This is a genomic window from Mycobacterium sp. PO1, from assembly GCF_017312405.1.
GTDB lineage: Bacteria > Actinomycetota > Actinomycetes > Mycobacteriales > Mycobacteriaceae > Mycobacterium.
On the sequence record NZ_BLTG01000011.1, the window covers coordinates 62,034 to 78,188 of the forward strand.

The window sequence follows — 16,155 nt, forward strand, 5'->3', positions numbered from 1 at the left end:
AGATGTGACCACACACGAGGTGCTCGCCGACGAGCTGACCAAGGCCCGGCAACGCACGCTGCGGCTCGTCGACTTCGACGACGCCGAGGTGCGCCGCCAGTACGACCCGCTGATGAGCCCGCTGGTCTGGGACCTGGCGCACATCGGGCAGCAGGAGGAGTGGTGGCTGCTGCGCGGCGGCAACGCCGACCGCCCGGGGCTGCTGAGCCCGCAGGTGGACCAGCTCTACGACGCGTTCACGCACTCGCGCGCCAGCCGCGGCGAGCTGCCGCTGCTGCCGCCGGCCGATGCGCGCGCCTACTGCGACACCGTGCGCGGCCGTGCCCTCGATGTGCTCGAGGCCCTGCCCGACGACCACCCCGACGCCTTCACGTTCGCGATGGTGGTCAGCCATGAGAACCAACACGACGAGACGATGCTGCAGGCGTTGAGCCTGCGATCCGGTGCCCCGCTGCTCGGCCGCGGCGCGGCTCTACCTCCGGGGCGCACCGGGGTGGCCGGGACGTCGGTGCTGGTGCCCGCCGGGGAGTTCGTTCTCGGCGTCGACGCCACCACCGAGCCGTTCTCGCTCGACAACGAACGTCCCGCCCACGTCGTCGACGTTCCCGCGTTCCGCATCGGCCGGGTGCCGGTGACCAACGGCGAATGGCGCGGTTTCATCGACGACGGCGGCTACCGCGAGCCCCGCTGGTGGTCGGCCGAAGGTTGGACCCATCGCCGACAGGCCGGGTTGACCGCCCCGCTGTTCTGGGGCGACGGGGCGCTCACGGGCACCCGCACCCGGTTCGGCCACGTCGAGGACATCCCCGACGACGAGCCCGTCCAGCACATCACCTACTTCGAAGCCGAGGCATACGCGTCGTGGGCCGGGGCCCGGCTACCCACCGAGGTCGAGTGGGAGAAGGCCTGCGCCTGGGACCCGGCCACCCGAACCCGGCGCCGCTACCCCTGGGGAGCGTCAGCACCCACGGCCGCGCTGGCCAACCTCGGCGGGGACGGTCTGCGACCGGCGCCCGTCGGTGCCTACCCGGCCTCGGCGTCAGCCTACGGTGCCGAACAGATGCTCGGCGACGTGTGGGAATGGACGTCCTCACCGCTGCGGCCGTGGCCCGGCTTCACCCCGATGGTCTACGAGAACTACTCCCAGCCGTTCTTCGACGGAGTCACGACCGGCGACTACCGGGTGCTGCGCGGCGGGTCGTGGGCGGTCGCGCCGGGAATCCTGCGGCCCAGCTTCCGCAACTGGGACCACCCGATCCGCAGGCAGATCTTCTCCGGTGTGCGACTGGCCTGGGACGCGCATGTGTAGGCATCTGGGCTGGCTCGGAGAGCCGGTGTCGGTCGCGTCGCTGATGCTGGAGCCGCCCTCGGGTCTACTGGTTCAGTCCTACGCGCCGCGCCGCCAGAAGCACGGACTGATGAACGCCGACGGCTGGGGTGTCGGCTTCTTCGATCGGTCGGTGCCCCGGCGGTGGCGCAGCGCCTCCCCGCTGTGGGGAGACCCGTCGTTCGCGTCGGTGGCGCCGGCGCTGTCCAGCGGGTGCGTCGTCGCTGCCGTCCGTTCGGCGAGTGTGAACATGCCCGTCGAGGCTTCGGCGTCGGCGCCGTTCACCGACGGCACCTGGTTGTTGTCGCACAACGGAATCGTCGACCGCGCGGTGCTGCCGATGTCGCGGCGAGCCGAGTCCACCAATGACAGCGCGCTGCTCGCCGCGCTGATCTTCGACCGCGGTCTGGACCACCTCGGCGACACCATCGTGGAGGTGGCCGCCGGGGATCCCGATGCGCGGCTGAACATCGTGGCCGCCAACGGCTCCCGGATGCTGGCCACCACCTGGGGGGACACCCTGTCGGTGTTACGCCGACCCGATGGGGTCGTCATCGCCAGCGAACCCTACGACGACGACCCGTCCTGGCAGGAAGTCCCGGACCGCCACCTCGTCGACGTCACCGGCACAGAGGTGACGCTGACGCCCCTGAGAGGATTGTGATGACCGACCTGTCGCTCGACAACTACCTTGCCGCGGACGCCGCCGACGCGGCGCTGCGCCGCGACGTCCGCGACGGGTTGACGCAGCAGCCGAAAACGTTGCCGCCCAAGTGGTTCTACGACGCGGTCGGCAGCGACCTGTTCGATCAGATCACCCGGCTGCCCGAGTACTACCCGACCCGCGCCGAGGCGCAGATCCTGGCCGCCCGCGCGGGTGAGATCGCCACCGCCTCCGGGGCGGACACCCTCGTCGAGTTGGGCAGCGGCACCTCGGAGAAGACCCGGGCACTGCTGGACGCGTTGCGCGAGCAGGGGTCGCTGCGCCGCTTCATCCCGTTCGACGTCGACCCCAGCGTGCTTCAGCTGGCGGGGCAGGCCATCCAACAGGAGTACCCGGGTGTCGAGATCAACGCGGTGTGCGGTGATTTCGAGGAACATCTGGGCAAGATCCCGGCCGTCGGCCGGCGGTTGGTGGCGTTCCTGGGCTCCACGCTCGGCAACCTCACGCCCGGACCGCGTGCCGAGTTCCTCGCGTCGGTCTCGGAGATGATGCAGCCCGGTGACACGTTGCTGCTGGGCACCGACCTGGTCAAAGACGTCGACCGGTTGGTCCGTGCCTACGACGACAGTGCCGGGGTGACCGCGCAGTTCAACCGCAACGTGCTCACCGTGGTCAACCGCGAACTCGGGGCGGACTTCGACGTGCCCGCCTACCAGCACGTCGCCAAGTGGAACGCCGACGAGGAGCGCATCGAGATGTGGCTGCGGTCGACGCGTCCGCAGCGGGTGCACATCACAGCGCTGGACCTCGACGTCGACTTCGCCGACGGCGAGGAGATGCTGACCGAGGTGTCGTGCAAATTCCGCCGATCGGGGGTGGACGCCGAGCTGGCCGCCGCCGGACTGGAGCGCACCCACTGGTGGACCGACGAGGCCGGCGACTTCGGGCTGTCGCTCTCGGTGAAGTGAGCACATCTGGTGACATGACGCTCGCCGAACAATGGCGGGTCGCCCGCCCGCCCGCGGCGGGCATCCATGTCGACAGCGCGGCCTGCTCGCGGCAGAGTTTCGCGGTCATCGACGCGTCGGCGGCCCACGCCCGCCACGAAGCCGAGATCGGCGGATACCAGGCCGCGCATGCCGCCGGCCCCGCAGTGGATGCCGGTAGGGCCGCCGTTCGCGCGCTCACCGGCATGGCCGACGCCGACGTGTACTTCACCACCGGCTCCAACCACGCCCTGGACATCCTGCTCGACGACTGGCGCGGCGCGCGTCGGCTGGCCTGCCTACCCGGTGAGTTCGGGCCGAATCTGGCCATCATGGCGCGGCGCGGGTTCGAGGTGCGGACTCTGCCCGTCGACGGCGCCGGCCGACTCGACGTCGGCGAGGCGAGCAGGGCGCTGTCGGCCGACCCGCCGCCGCTGGTGCATTTCACGATTCTGGGTAGCCACACCGGGACGGTGCAGCCCGCCCGCGAGCTGGCCGCGGTGTGCCGCGACCTCGGAGTGCCCGTCGTCATCGACGCCGCACAGGGTTTCGGCCACCTCGACTGCGCCGGGATCGGTGCCGACGCGTTCTACTCGTCGTCGCGAAAGTGGGTCGCGGGCCCGCGCGGTGTCGGCGTGCTGGCCACCAGGCCCGGTCTGCTGTCCGAACCGACCGTGCTGCGACTCGGCCACGCCGAAACGAATGTCGGCCTGCACGTGGGTTTTTCCCTGTCCCTGGGGGAGTACGTGGCGGCCGGACCCGCCGAGATGCAGGCCCGACTGCGGGAGGTCGGGGCCGCCGCCCGCACCGCACTGGCCGGTGTCGCAGGCTGGGCGGTCGTGGAGCCGGTCGACGAACCCAGCGCGATCACCACACTGCGCCCGCCGCCGGGTGTCGACCCCGCGAATGTGCGCGCCCGGTTGATCGCCGAGCACTCCATCGTGACGACCTACCTGGGGCTGGAGCGAGCACCGCGGGAGATGGCCGAGCCGGCGCTGCGCGTGTCGCCGCATGTCGACGTCACCGATGCCGAGCTCGCCGCCGTGGCGGGCGCACTGCACGCTGTCACCCCCTGACCCACTCGCCATGACGCTGCGGACCTGCCCGATCGGGTAGGTCCGCCACTGTCCGGTCGTGTGCACTTGCGCTGCCCGACGATTCGGTCTTGCCGTCCAGCTGTTCCCTAGCTCACATCTGCGCGCCTACCGTGCCATCTCAGAGCACCGACTCATCCCTGCTGCATCGTCGCCACGGCCCGGAAAGGACCACACCATGAAGGTCGAAGATCTCCTCAAGCCCTTCCCCATCAAGGAATTCCACCCCTTCCCCCGCGCCATGATGGGTCCCGGCGCACACGAGATGGTCGGTCCCGAAGCCCTCAAGATGGGGTTCAAGCGCACCCTGCTGATGTCCTCCGGGCTGCGGGGCACCGACATCGTGCACAACATGGCCGAATCACTGAAGTGGCACGGGCTCGAGGTCGTCGTCTACGACCAGGTGGAGTCCAACCCCAAGGACTACAACGTCATGGACTCCGTCAAGCTGTACCAGGAGAACGAATGCGACAGCTTCGTCTCCATCGGTGGCGGCTCCACCCACGACGCCTGCAAGGGCGCCCGCATCTCGATCGCCCACGACGGCCGCAACGTCAACGACTTCGAGGGCTTCAACAAGAGCGAGAACCCCAAGAACCCGCCGCACATCGCGATCTCGACCACCGCGGGCACCGGCTCGGAGACGTCGTGGGCCTACGTCATCACCGACACCACCACCGATCCGGACAACCCGCACAAGTACGTCGCGTTCGACGACGCGTCGGTGGCGACCCTGGCCGTCGACGACCCGGTGCTCTACTACGAGTGCCCGGTGGACTACACCGCGCAGTGCGGCTTCGACGTGCTCGCGCACGCCTCCGAGCCCTACGTGTCGCGGCTGAACTTCGAACCGTCACTGGGCAACGCGATCCGCGCGATCAAGCTGACCGCCGAGAACCTGCGTGAGGCCACCTGGAACGGAACTGATCTCAAGGGACGCGAGGGCATGATGTACGCGCAGTACATCGCCGCGCAGGCGTTCAACTCCGGCGGCCTGGGGATCATCCACTCCATCTCGCACGCGGTCAGCGCGTTCTACGACACCCACCACGGCCTGAACAACGCGATCGCGCTGCCGCGGGTGTGGGCGTTCAACATGCCGGTGGCCTACAAGCGGTTCGCCGACATCGCTGCGGCCATGGGGGTGGACACCTACGGCATGACCGACGTGCAGGCCGCCGACGCCGCGCTGGCGGCCGCGATCCGGTTGCTGCGCGACGTCAACATCATCGAGAAGTTCACCGACGTCAAGCAGGACAGCTACTCGAAGAACCGGCTGGGCAAGGGGCCGACCAAGTTCTACGAGAATGCTCCGGTGATCAAGGGCGACAAAGCCGACGTCGACCGCATCACCAACCACGTGCTCGGTGACGCCTGCACCCCGGGGAACGCCAAGGAGTGCACGTTCGACACCGTGCGCCCGGTGGTCGAGCACTGCATGAACGGCGACCTCGACGAGCTGCTGCCCTGACATGTTCTCGACTGTCGAGGAGGTGCGCGAGGCGCTCGCCGGCGAGGGATACATCGCCGACGAGCGCTTGGCCACCACCGTGTTCCTGCAGACCCGCCTGGACAAACCACTGCTGATCGAGGGGCCGGCCGGGGTCGGGAAGACCGAGCTGGCCAAGGTTCTCGCCGCCGCCACCGGCCGGCGACTGCTGCGGCTGCAGTGCTACGAAGGTCAGGACGAGACCAAGGCGCTCTACGAGTGGGACTACGGCAAGCAACTGCTCTACACCCAGATCTTGCGGGAGAAGATCGGCCAGATCGTCTCCGATGCAGCCGATCTCGGCGAGGCGGTAGAGCGGATCGGCGCCCAGGAGAGCGTGTTTTTCTCCGACCGGTTCCTGGCCCCGCGCCCGCTGTTGGAGGCGGTGCGATCCGAGGAACCGGTCGTGCTCCTGGTCGACGAGATCGACCGGGCCGACGAGGCCCTGGAGGCGGTGCTGCTGGAATTGCTGGGCGAGTACCAGGTTTCGGTTCCCGAGATCGGCACCTTCACGGCCAAGCACCCGCCGTATGTGGTGCTGACCTCGAACAACACCCGGGACCTGGCGGCCGCGCTGAAGCGGCGCTGTCTGCACCTGTTCCTGGACTATCCGGCCGCCGAGCGGGAACTCGAGATCGTGCGGTCGAAGAAGACCGGACTGCCCGACGCGCTGGCCGCGCAGCTCGTCGACATCGTCCGCGGTCTGCGGGAGCTGGAACTGCGCAAGGCGCCCAGCATCTCCGAAACCCTGGACTGGGCCCGCACCCTGGCCGTTCTCGGCGTCGACGAACTGTCCGCGCGGGTGCTCTCCGACACTGTCTCGGTCGTGGTCAAGTACGACAAGGACGTACGTAAGGCCCTCGACGCGCTGCCGCGCCTGGTGGATCCGAACGCCACGGTGCCGGCCACGTTGCGCAACGGTCAGTCCCACGCCGGCCACTCTCACGACCACTCCCACGACGGCCACTCCCACGACGGCCACTCCCACGATCATGGCCATGAGCGCGGCCACGGTCACGGGGATGACGATCACGGTGGCGACGGCCGGGCGGTGCGAGCCGCCAAGGACAAGCCGGGCCGATTCACCGACGGCTACTACGGCACCCCGAAGAAGGCCGGGCAGTCCGGGCCGACGGCATCTTTGGGCCGCCGGCGGGCGCTGTAGCGATGCGGAGCCAGTAGCCATGGAGGCGACCCTGCACCGATTCATCCGGCTGTTGCGGCTGGCCGGAGTGCGGGTGTCCATCCCCGAAGCGCTGGACGCGATGCGTTGCGCCGCCGAGCCCGATGTGCTGTCGTCGCGGACCGTGCTGCGCACCGCGCTGCGGGTGGCGCTGGTGAAGGACCATCGCGACGAGGCCGTGTTCGACGAGATCTTCGACGCTTTCTTCTCGTTGGTGCGTGTCGGCCCGGACGAACACGGGCACGGTCACTCCCACGCTCATGACGATCTCGCCGACACCGGGGACCTGGAGTCGTTCACGCTCTCCGAAGAGCCCAGCGAGACACCGCAACCCGGCCACGAACACGGTAAGCCGGCCAGTATCCGGGACTACTTCAAGCAGGAGGACCTGGCCCAGCGCTACAACCTGCATCAGGAGGCCAACAAGATCGACCTGGCCGCGCTGACCGACGAGATCGCCTTCTCCAAGGACAGTCGCACCGGCGACGACGAGTCCTACCGCATGCAGCTGAGCACGGAGCGGCTGAGCGGCGCAGGCACCGCCGGCAGCCTGGCCACGGCGAGCGGGACCCCGGTCGATGCGGAGCTGTCCATCGCCGAACAAGAGGTGCTGTTGGGCTGGCTGGACGGCCAACTCGACGACGCGTCCGGCGACGAAACCGACGCCGCCGCGTTACGGGCCCGGCTGGCCGGGGTGCTGGAGAACCTGCCGCAGGCCCTCAAACGTCACCTCGAGGCGCTGCTCGCGCTGGAGACCAGGATCGTCGAGACGACCGAGCGCCGGGAGGCGACCGTCGACCGTATCGCCGAGCGCGAACGCGCGGATCTGGAGGACTCGCTGCGCAGGCTGGCGCGCACGCTGCACGGTGCACTGACCCACCGGCACCGGGTCACCGCCGCAGGCAGGGTCGACTCCGGACGGACCATGCGGCGCAACATGCGCTTCGACGGCGTGCCGTTCGTCCCGGTCACCACCCGGCGCGCCGAGGACCGCCCCCGGCTGGTGGTGCTCGCCGACGTCAGCCTCTCGGTGCGCGCGACCTCACGATTCACGCTGAGCCTGGTGCACGGGCTGCAGGACCTGTTCACCCAGGTGCGCTCGTTCGCGTTCGTGGCCGAGGTCGCCGAGACCACCGAGCTGTTCCGCGACCATGCCGGTGAGCGGGCGCTGGGGTTGATCTTCGGGGGTGACGTCATCGATGTGGCCGCCAATTCCGACTACGGCGCCGTGTTCGGGGACTTTTTGGCCGAACACTCTTCGGCGGTGACCCGCCGCACGACCGTGTTGGTGCTCGGCGACGGCCGTAACAACGCCAAGGACCCGAACCTGGCGGCGTTCGAGGAGATCACCCGCCGCGCCCGCGAAACCGTCTGGCTGACCCCCGAACCGCGCTACTCGTGGGGCCTGGGCAGCTGCGATCTGCCGGCGTACGCCGAATACTGCGACCGGGTGCGCGTGGTGGCCGACCTGACCGGTCTCGAGCGCGCGGCGCACGACTTCGCGGCCGAGGCGGTCGGGCGGTGAGGAAGGCGCACGCCACGAACCGCGTCGAGGCGACCAGGCCGGGTCGTACCCTGGAGCATGCAATGTTGCCCGGGTCACATTCGGTGCGTCCGGGACGGGCAGGACGAGGCGAGACCGTGGCGAAGCTGGACATGAGAGGACCCACCTCGGCAGACACGCGTTACCCGACGCTGACGGCCGAAACCGATCGGGCCCACGCGGCGGTCGCTCCGCGGCTGCTGAAGTTCCACGCGCCGGAGATCGTGTTCGGCGTTGACTCGATGGCCGAGGCCGCGCATGCCGCGCTGCGCCTCGGTGCGCTGCGTCCCATGCTGGTGACCGACCCCGGGCTGATCGCGGCGGGCTGGGTCGACGAGATGGTCGCGCATATGCGTGAGCAGGGTGTGCGGGCGGTCGTCTGGAACGACCTCACGCCCAACCCGAAAGATCACGAGATCGCCGCCGGCTATCAGCGTTACGCCGAGCAGGGTTGCGACGTGCTCGTGGCCGTCGGCGGCGGATCGGTCATCGACGCCGCCAAGGGAATTGCCATCCTAGCCGCCAACGGTGGCGACATCCTCGACTACGAGGGCGTCGACAAGGCGCAGGTGCCCATCCCGCCGCTGGTGGTGGTCCCCTCGACGTCGGGGACCGGGGCCGACGTGTCGCAGTTCTGCATCGTCACCGACACCACCCGCAACACCAAGATCACGATCCTGGGCCGCGCGCTGGTGCCCGACACCACCGTCATCGACCCTCGTTTGCTGACCACGATGCCGGACTGGCTCAACGCGGCCACCGGTCTGGACGCCCTCACGCACGGCATCGAGGCGTTCGTGTCGCTGGGCCACAACCAACTCACCGACCACCACGCGCTGCGGGCCGTGCAGATGGTGACCGACAACCTGGTCTGCACCATGGAGCGGCCCGCCGAGATGTCGGCGCGCGTGCTGATGGCCCAGGCTGCCCTCGAAGCCGGGCTGGCGTTCACCAACGCGATCCTCGGAGCCGCGCACGCGATGAGTCACCAGGTCGGGGGCCTGCTCGACCTGCCGCACGGGGTGATCAACGGGGTGTTGCTGCCGCACGTGGTGCGGTTCAACGCCGAAGCCGACCTGCAGCCCTACGCCGTCATCGCCACCTGCCTCGGGGTGGCCGATCCGCGGTCCCCGGCGGCCGAGGCCGCGTTGGCGCTCGCCGACCGCATCGATCGGCTGGCCCGCGACGTCGGGGTGCCGCGGGGGCTCGCCGCGCTCGGGGTGCGTCACGAAGACCTGCCGCGGCTGGCCCGCTCCGCGTTGCAGGACGCCTGCATGAGCACCAATCCGCGCCCCGCCGACGAAGAGCAGATGCGCGCGCTGTTCCAGGCGGCGATGTGACGCCCGCCGGGGCGGCCCCGTGACCGCCCCCGATCTGGCGCGGCTGACCGGGCTACGGTCGGGCAAGGGCAGCTTCTATCCCGAATTGCGGGTCACGGCTCAGCGTCTGCACCGCACGGTGACGGCGCTGGACACCATCTCGCGCGCGCTGGTGCGGACCACCGAAGGGCCGGAGAACCTGATGCGCGCGGTCGCCGAGGCGGCCCGCGCCCACCTCGAGGCGGAGTGGGTGCTGCTCGCCCTGGCCGACGGCGCGCTGCCCGAGGCCAGTGTCCGGCACCTCATCGTCGACTCGGACGGGGTGGTGTACGCCTTCGAAGGACTCTCCGAAGCTCGCGACCCCGGTCCTCACCTGCCCGACGCGGTGCTCAACCGGCTCAACGACATCCTGCGCGGGCAACTCGCGCAGTTCCGCTCGCCGGTCATCGAGAGCCGGCACGCCCACGTGCCCATCGAGCTCGACGGAGACGTGATCGGCGCGTTCGCGGCGTGGACGCCCACGCACCGCACCCTCGACGAGACCGACGCGGTGGTGATGCGCATCCTGGCCGGGCAGACCGCGGTGGCGTTGCAGAACTCGGCGCTGTTCACCAAGTCGCTGGCACTGCTGGCGCAGTCCGAGGCGCGCAACGCCGAGCTCCTGGCGACCCAGCGGGAACTCGGTGCCGCCCAACGCCATCAGGTGCTCGACTCCGAACGTCACCGCATCGCGCGTGAGCTGCACGACAGCGTCGCGCAGACCGTGCTGTCGGCAGGTATGCAGATCCAGGTGTGCCGCAGTGAGATCGACGGCCTCGACGGTCGCGAGGACCTGGGGGAGCGACTCGACCTGGCCAAGGATCTGACCCGATCGGCGAGCGAGCAGCTGCGCTCGGCGATCTATGCGCTCAACCAGCCCGGCGACGACGCCCATCGGTCCAGCCTGGCCGAGATGCTGGCCCAGCTGGCCACCGTGCACATGCCCGAAGATCTGCGGGTGGGCCTGCGGGTCACGGGTCCGCGCGTTGAACTGCCCGGCGAGGTCGAACACGCGCTGCTGCGCATCGCCGGGGAGGCACTGTTCAACACCGCCATGCACGGCAACGCCACCCGAGCGCAGCTGCGCCTGACCTACGACGACTTCGGCGTGAGCCTGGCGATCGCCGACGACGGCACCGGTGACCCGGCCAAGATGCGGTTGATCCTGCAGCTGGCCGAGGCCACCGACGTCGACGGCCGACACCGCGGCCTGGCCAACATGCGTGCCCGCGCCCACGAACACGGCGGCACATTCGACGTCCACCGCGCCCGCATCGGCGGTGTCCGGGTGGTGGCCCGCATCCCGTACCCGCAGTCGGATCCAGAAGAAAGCCGCCACCCATGAGCGAGATCCGGCTTGTGCTCGTTGACGACCACGCGATCCTGCGGCAGGGGTTGCGCTCGGTCCTGGAACGCGCCGACGATCTGGTCGTCGTCGGCGAGGCCGCCTCGGAGGCGGAAGCCGAAGCGGTGGTGCGGGCCACCGCTCCCGACGTCGTGCTTCTCGACCTCAAGCTGTCGGCCGGCTCGGAGTTCGAGGGACTGACGTTGTGCACCAAACTCTCTGCGGCCTACCCCGACCTCGGGCTGTTGGTGCTCACCACCTTCCTCGACGAGGACCTCGTGGTGCGGGCGGTGCACGCCGGCGCCCGCGGCTACGTCGTCAAGGACGTCGACACCACCGAACTGGTCCGTGCCATCCGCGCGATTTCGGCGGGCGACAGTGCGTTCGACTCCCGCAGTGCCGCAGCCGTGGTGCGCTCGATGTCCGGTCGCGCCGAGGCACGTCAGCAGCTCACCGACCGCGAGCTGGAGGTGTTGCGTCTGCTGGCGGCGGGGTTGTCCAACAACAAGATCGGCGAGAAGCTCTACATCTCGGCGACCACCGCGAAGTTCCATGTCAGCAACATCATGCGCAAGCTCGAGGTCAGCCGCCGGGCTGAGGCGGTGTACGCGGCCAGCAAGCGCGGCCTCATCTGAGGGGGCGCGACCGCGCGCTCAACCTGCTCGGCGATCCAGGATCAGCCAGCCGCCGTGATGATCGTGGACGTGCGCCGTCCACCCGGGATGAGCCGAGCAGGTGGCCGTCGCCAGCGCTTGCAACACAGCCGGATCGAACCGCTGCACATGGCCGTAACAGGCACGCGGCTCGGCTTCGTAGGGGACGGCGACGATCACGCGGCGGCGGGCGAGCCGCACCGCCTCGTCCAGCACAGCGGTGATCGACGCGGTGGGCAGATGCTCGATCAGATGCAGCGCGGTGACGGTGTCTGCGCACCCGTCGGGCAGCGGGGCGTCGGCGGCGTCACACACCAGCGTGTGCAGAGGCCGCCGCATCTCGGTGCTCATCTCGGCCAACAGGCGCATCACCGGCGCGCTGAGATCGGTGGCCAGCACGTCGAATCCCTGCTGTGTCAGCCGTAACGGGAAGAACCCGAAACACGAACCGAGGTCGATCACCTGCCGGCCCCGCACCTGCCCCGCGGCGAAGGCGTGGATCGGGGCGAACGCGGCGGTGCCCTCCTCCAGGCGCGCGACGGAGTTGCGGTAGAAACGCGACCACGAGTCAAGTCCCCCAACGACTGTCGAGCGCACGACACCGGTGAAGACCAACTCGAATTCGGTCTGCCCCCGCAATACGCCACTGTCGACCAGCTCGTCGGCCAACATGACGGCCAGATCGTCGGACAGCTCGTCGGGGGTCAGGTCGTGGTCGACGAGCAGCACCTCCCCGTACCGTTGCACGCAGAATCGCGTTGTGCACGTGGCAGTCTGGGCGGCGTGCCGGTGATGCGGATTCCGGCGGCGCCGCACCCGGACACCGGCGCAGCTCCACACACCGGCATCGCTGGGGGCGAGCGGGTCGAGCAGCGCGGCGGTCACAGCCCCCAACGCTATTGATCGATGAGCTGGACGCGCGCGCTCCGAACGGGTGGATCGTCGCGCCCGTCCGGGCGGGCAGGTCCTGCCCGGTTGGCGAGTGCCCCGTGGGCACCGGGTGCCATAACGTCGAGGCACACCACGTCGGGAAGGAGCCGCCATGGAGCGTATCGCCAACGAAGAGCCGGACGCCGAGATCGTCACCGAGACCCTGGTCGAGGAAGTGTCGATCGACGGAATGTGCGGGGTCTACTGAGATGGCTGCCACCGGTTGGTTCGAGACGGTCGCCGAGGCTCAGCGGCGTGCCCAGAAGCGGTTGCCGCCCAGTGTCTACAGCGCTCTGGTGGCCGGCTCCGAGAAGGGCGTCACGGTCGGTGACAACCTCTCGGCGTTCAGCGAGATCGGGTTCGCCCCACACGTCGCGGGGCTGTCCGCCAAGCGCGATATGGCGACGACGATCATGGGGCAGTCACTGTCGATGCCCGTACTCATCTCCCCCACAGGGGTCCAGGCCGTCCACCCGGACGGTGAAGTGGCGGTGGCACGCGCTGCTGCGGCACGCGGCACCGCCATCGGTCTGTCCTCGTTCGCGAGCAAGTCCGTCGAGGAGGTCGCGGCGGCGAACCCGCAGACCTTCTTCCAGATGTACTGGACCGGTGGCCGGGACCGGCTGCTCGCCCGGATGGAACGTGCCCGACGGGCCGGTGCGGTGGGTCTGATCATCACCACGGACTGGTCGTTCTCCAGCGGACGGGACTGGGGCAGCCCGGCGATCCCCGAGAAGATGGACTTACGGGCGATGCTGCGCTTCGCGCCCGAGGGCCTGCGCCGGCCTCGCTGGCTCGCCGAGTTCGCCAAGGCCGGCAAAATTCCCGATCTGACCGCCCCCAACCTGGCCGACGGGGGCGAGGCTCCGACGTTCTTCGGCGCCTACGGCGAATGGATGCAGACTCCGCTGCCGACATGGGAGGACATCGGGTGGCTGCGGGAGCAGTGGGGCGGGCCGTTCATGCTCAAGGGCGTGATGCGTGTCGACGATGCCAAGCGTGCCGTCGACGCCGGGGTCAGCGCCATCTCGGTCTCCAACCACGGCGGCAACAACCTCGACGGCACCCCGGCACCGATCAGGGCACTGCCGGCGATCGCCGACGCGGTCGGTGATCAGATCGAGATCGTTCTCGACGGCGGGATCCGACGGGGCAGCGACGTCGTCAAGGCGGTCGCTCTCGGCGCGCGGGCGGTCATGATCGGCCGCGCCTATCTGTGGGGACTGGCCGCCGGTGGTCAGAGCGGCGTGGAGAATGTGCTCGACATCCTGCGTGGCGGAATCGATTCCGCGCTGCTGGGGCTCGGACTGTCGTCGATCGACGAGCTCAGAGCCGCCGACCTCGTCATCCCCGACGGCTTCCGCCGCGACCTCGGCGCCTGACGACTACGCGGGTTTGTGGGCGGTGAGCAGGAATGCCGGCATCTTCATCCGGCCGCGGTCGTCGCGCCCGTGTTCGGGCATCGAGAACTCCGGGGTATCGGGCATGTTCGCATGGATGAACGCCGGCCGGATCTCGTCGATCGACCAGTACCGCCCCACCGCGGCACGCAACTCGTCCTCGTCGACCCCGTTGGGCTTGGTCTCCATCTCGGCGGGAAACGCATCCTCGGCGAAGACGAGCACATAGTAGGTTGCCCCCGGCGCGGCCGCGCGGAACACCGCCTGCTGGTAGGCATCCCGCGCCTCGACCGGCAGCGAGTGGAACAGCGTCGAGTCGATGATCGTGTCGAAGCGGTTGTCGAAGCCGGTGAAGCTGGTGATGTCGTCCTGCACGAACGTCGCAGTGGACAGCCCGCGCTCCTCGGCCGCACGGCGCGCGGCCGCCACAGCAGTGGGGGTGAGCTCGATGCCGACCACGGTGAAACCCTGTGCCGCCAAGGCCAACGACAGCTCGGCGTAACCACACCCGGCGTCGAGCACCTCACCGCGCACCCCACCGGTGTCGATCAGCGCCGCCAGCTCCGGCTGGGGCTCGCCGATGTTCCACGGCGGCGCCCCCTCGAACCCGGGGCTCTCGCCGCGATAGGCGCTGTCCCAGTCCATCACCTCTGAGCTATCCGGTGCCATGAGACCAACCTACGCCGGCACCTCCCAGGTGTGCACCGGCTCGTTGCTGTGCATGCCCTGGCAGTACAACCGCAGCATCTCGGCCAGCGCATCAGGCCGGCTCAGGCCGCGGCCCTGCAGCGCTTCGACCGTCATGGACTGCCAGGCGGCTCCGTTGCGGCCGGACTTCGCGCGGCCCTCGATGACGCCGAGATAGCGGTCCCGGACCTCGGCGGCCACCTCCCACCTGCGCAGGCCCTCGTCGGCCAGCGGGAGCAACTGACGCAGCACGAGCTCGTCGGGAGTCACCTCGCCGAGCTCGGGCCAGTACAGTCGGGCCTGCATGCCGTTCTGGGCCGCCTCCAGGAAGTTGGCATGAGCCGCAGCGAAACTCATCTTCGTCCACAACGGGCGATCCTCTTCGGACAGCGCACGCAGCGCCCCGTAGTAGAACGCCGAGTTGGCCATCATGTCCAACACGGTCGGCCCGGCCGGGAGGACACGGTTCTCCACCCGCAGATGCGGTCTGCCCTCGACGACGTCGTAGACCGGACGGTTCCACCGGTAGATGGTGCCGTTGTGCAGACGCAACTCCGAGAGCTTCGGGGTGCGCCCGTCGGCCAGTTCGGCCACCGGGTCCTCATCGGACATCTCCGGCAGCAGCGACGGGAAGTAGCGCACGTTCTCTTCGAACAGATCGAAGATCGACGTGATCCACCGTTCACCGAACCACACCCGGGGGCGGACCCCCTGGGTCTTGAGCTCATCGGGTCGGGTGTCGGTGGCCTGGGCGAACAACTCGATCCGGGTCTCGGCCCACAGGTGATGTCCGAAGAAGAACGGGGAGTTGGCCCCCAGCGCCAACTGGGGTCCGGCCAGCACCTGCGCGGCGTTCCAGTTGTCGGCGAAATCGGCGGGCGAGACCTGCAGATGCAATTGCATGCTGGTGCAGGCTGATTCGGGGGCGATCGAGGCGGTCTGCAGGCTGAGCCGCTCGGGGCCCGCGATGTCGATCATGATGTCCTCGCCGCGCGCGGTGAAGATCGAGTCGTTGAGCGCCTGGTAGCGCACCGACTCGCTCATCCAGCTGCCGGTGAGGTGTTCGGGCATCAACGTCGGCAGGATGCCGATCATCACGATGTGCGCGCCGTCGGTGCTGGCCTTGGCCTCGGCGGCGTTGAGGCTGGCACGCACGTCGGCTTCCAGGTCCAACGCCGCACGCCCGGGCAGCCGGCGCGGCGGCACGTTGAATTCGATGTTGTAGGCACCCAATTCGGTCTGGTACGCCGGGTCGGCGATCGCGGCCAGCACCTCGGAGTTGCTCATCGCCGGCTGATACTCCGCGTCGACCAGGTTGCACTCGATCTCCATGCCGGTCAGCGGCTTCTCGAAGTCGAAGCTGGACTTGGCGAGCATCGTCTCGAAGACGTCGAGGCACAGCTGAACCTTGCGCCGGTAGTCGCGCCGGTGCCCCGGTCCGAAGCTGGTGTGCTTGAGTTCCTCACCCACTCCGCCATTGTCGGGGAGGCGGGGGC

15 protein-coding genes are annotated in these 16,155 nt (G+C 69.2%); 12 read left to right on the forward strand and 3 right to left on the reverse strand.

All coding sequences use genetic code 11. The features are described from left to right. Window positions 1-4 precede the first annotated feature (4 nt). The 10 genes from egtB to J3476_RS04790 all read left to right on the forward strand — a co-directional run bounded on the left by egtB (window position 5) and on the right by J3476_RS04790 (window position 11,624). A complete protein-coding gene (gene egtB / locus J3476_RS04745; RefSeq protein ID WP_207065380.1) occupies window positions 5-1,309 on the forward strand; it encodes an ergothioneine biosynthesis protein EgtB in 1,305 nt (434 codons plus the stop codon). After that, entirely contained in the window at window positions 1,302-1,991 is a 690-nt protein-coding gene (gene egtC, locus J3476_RS04750; protein WP_163672067.1) for an ergothioneine biosynthesis protein EgtC, read from the forward strand. The genes egtB and egtC overlap by 8 nt, the downstream gene beginning before the upstream one ends. Then, window positions 1,991-2,959 (forward strand): L-histidine N(alpha)-methyltransferase, encoded by a 969-nt coding sequence (gene egtD, locus J3476_RS04755; protein ID WP_207065381.1) that lies wholly within the window; start codon window positions 1,991-1,993, stop codon window positions 2,957-2,959. The genes egtC and egtD overlap by 1 nt, the downstream gene beginning before the upstream one ends. Before the next feature lie 14 nt (window positions 2,960-2,973). After that, window positions 2,974-4,053: an ergothioneine biosynthesis PLP-dependent enzyme EgtE gene (egtE, locus tag J3476_RS04760; protein WP_207065406.1), complete on the forward strand. Its 1,080-nt coding sequence runs from the start codon at window positions 2,974-2,976 to the stop codon at window positions 4,051-4,053. Window positions 4,054-4,249: 196 nt separating this feature from the next. Beyond that, on the forward strand, window positions 4,250-5,542 hold the full coding sequence (gene mdo / locus J3476_RS04765; RefSeq protein ID WP_207065382.1) for an NDMA-dependent methanol dehydrogenase: 1,293 nt from the start codon (window positions 4,250-4,252) through the stop codon (window positions 5,540-5,542). Window position 5,543: 1 nt separating this feature from the next. Further along, complete coding sequence (locus J3476_RS04770) at window positions 5,544-6,725, forward strand: MoxR family ATPase (RefSeq protein ID WP_207065383.1); 1,182 nt, start codon at window positions 5,544-5,546, stop codon at window positions 6,723-6,725. A gap of 19 nt (window positions 6,726-6,744) precedes the next feature. After that, window positions 6,745-8,268: a VWA domain-containing protein gene (locus J3476_RS04775; protein ID WP_207065384.1), complete on the forward strand. Its 1,524-nt coding sequence runs from the start codon at window positions 6,745-6,747 to the stop codon at window positions 8,266-8,268. Between the two features lie 131 nt (window positions 8,269-8,399). After that, window positions 8,400-9,626 carry an iron-containing alcohol dehydrogenase gene (locus J3476_RS04780; protein ID WP_207065385.1) on the forward strand — a complete coding sequence of 409 codons (1,227 nt, stop codon included), beginning with the start codon at window positions 8,400-8,402 and terminating at the stop codon, window positions 9,624-9,626. Window positions 9,627-9,645: 19 nt separating this feature from the next. After that, entirely contained in the window at window positions 9,646-10,989 is a 1,344-nt protein-coding gene (locus J3476_RS04785) for a histidine kinase (protein ID WP_286182605.1), read from the forward strand. After that, the gene (locus J3476_RS04790) at window positions 10,986-11,624 is read left to right on the forward strand and encodes a response regulator transcription factor (RefSeq protein ID WP_207065386.1); all 639 of its coding nucleotides are present in this window, start codon (window positions 10,986-10,988) and stop codon (window positions 11,622-11,624) included. Before J3476_RS04785 ends, J3476_RS04790 begins: the two co-directional genes overlap by 4 nt. 18 nt (window positions 11,625-11,642) lie before the next feature. Here the strand turns inward: J3476_RS04790 and mftM are convergent, their stop codons facing one another. After that, a complete protein-coding gene (gene mftM / locus J3476_RS04795; protein WP_286182606.1) occupies window positions 11,643-12,527 on the reverse strand; it encodes a mycofactocin oligosaccharide methyltransferase MftM in 885 nt (294 codons plus the stop codon). 157 nt (window positions 12,528-12,684) lie between these two features. Here mftM and mftA point away from each other — a divergent pair, with 157 nt between their 5' ends. Together mftA and mftD are read left to right on the forward strand one after the other, a co-directional pair. Continuing rightward, on the forward strand, window positions 12,685-12,780 hold the full coding sequence (gene mftA, locus J3476_RS04800; protein WP_207065388.1) for a mycofactocin precursor MftA: 96 nt from the start codon (window positions 12,685-12,687) through the stop codon (window positions 12,778-12,780). 1 nt (window position 12,781) lies between these two features. Then, window positions 12,782-13,954, forward strand: coding sequence for a pre-mycofactocin synthase MftD (gene mftD / locus J3476_RS04805; protein ID WP_207065389.1), 1,173 nt, complete (start codon window positions 12,782-12,784; stop codon window positions 13,952-13,954). Window positions 13,955-13,957: 3 nt separating this feature from the next. Here the strand turns inward: mftD and J3476_RS04810 are convergent, their stop codons facing one another. Together J3476_RS04810 and J3476_RS04815 are read right to left on the reverse strand one after the other, a co-directional pair. Further along, window positions 13,958-14,617, reverse strand: a complete 660-nt coding sequence (locus J3476_RS04810; protein ID WP_207065408.1) for a class I SAM-dependent methyltransferase — start codon at window positions 14,615-14,617, stop codon at window positions 13,958-13,960. 33 nt (window positions 14,618-14,650) lie between these two features. After that, window positions 14,651-16,129 carry a glutamate--cysteine ligase gene (locus tag J3476_RS04815; protein WP_163672058.1) on the reverse strand — a complete coding sequence of 493 codons (1,479 nt, stop codon included), beginning with the start codon at window positions 16,127-16,129 and terminating at the stop codon, window positions 14,651-14,653. Window positions 16,130-16,155 lie beyond the last annotated feature (26 nt).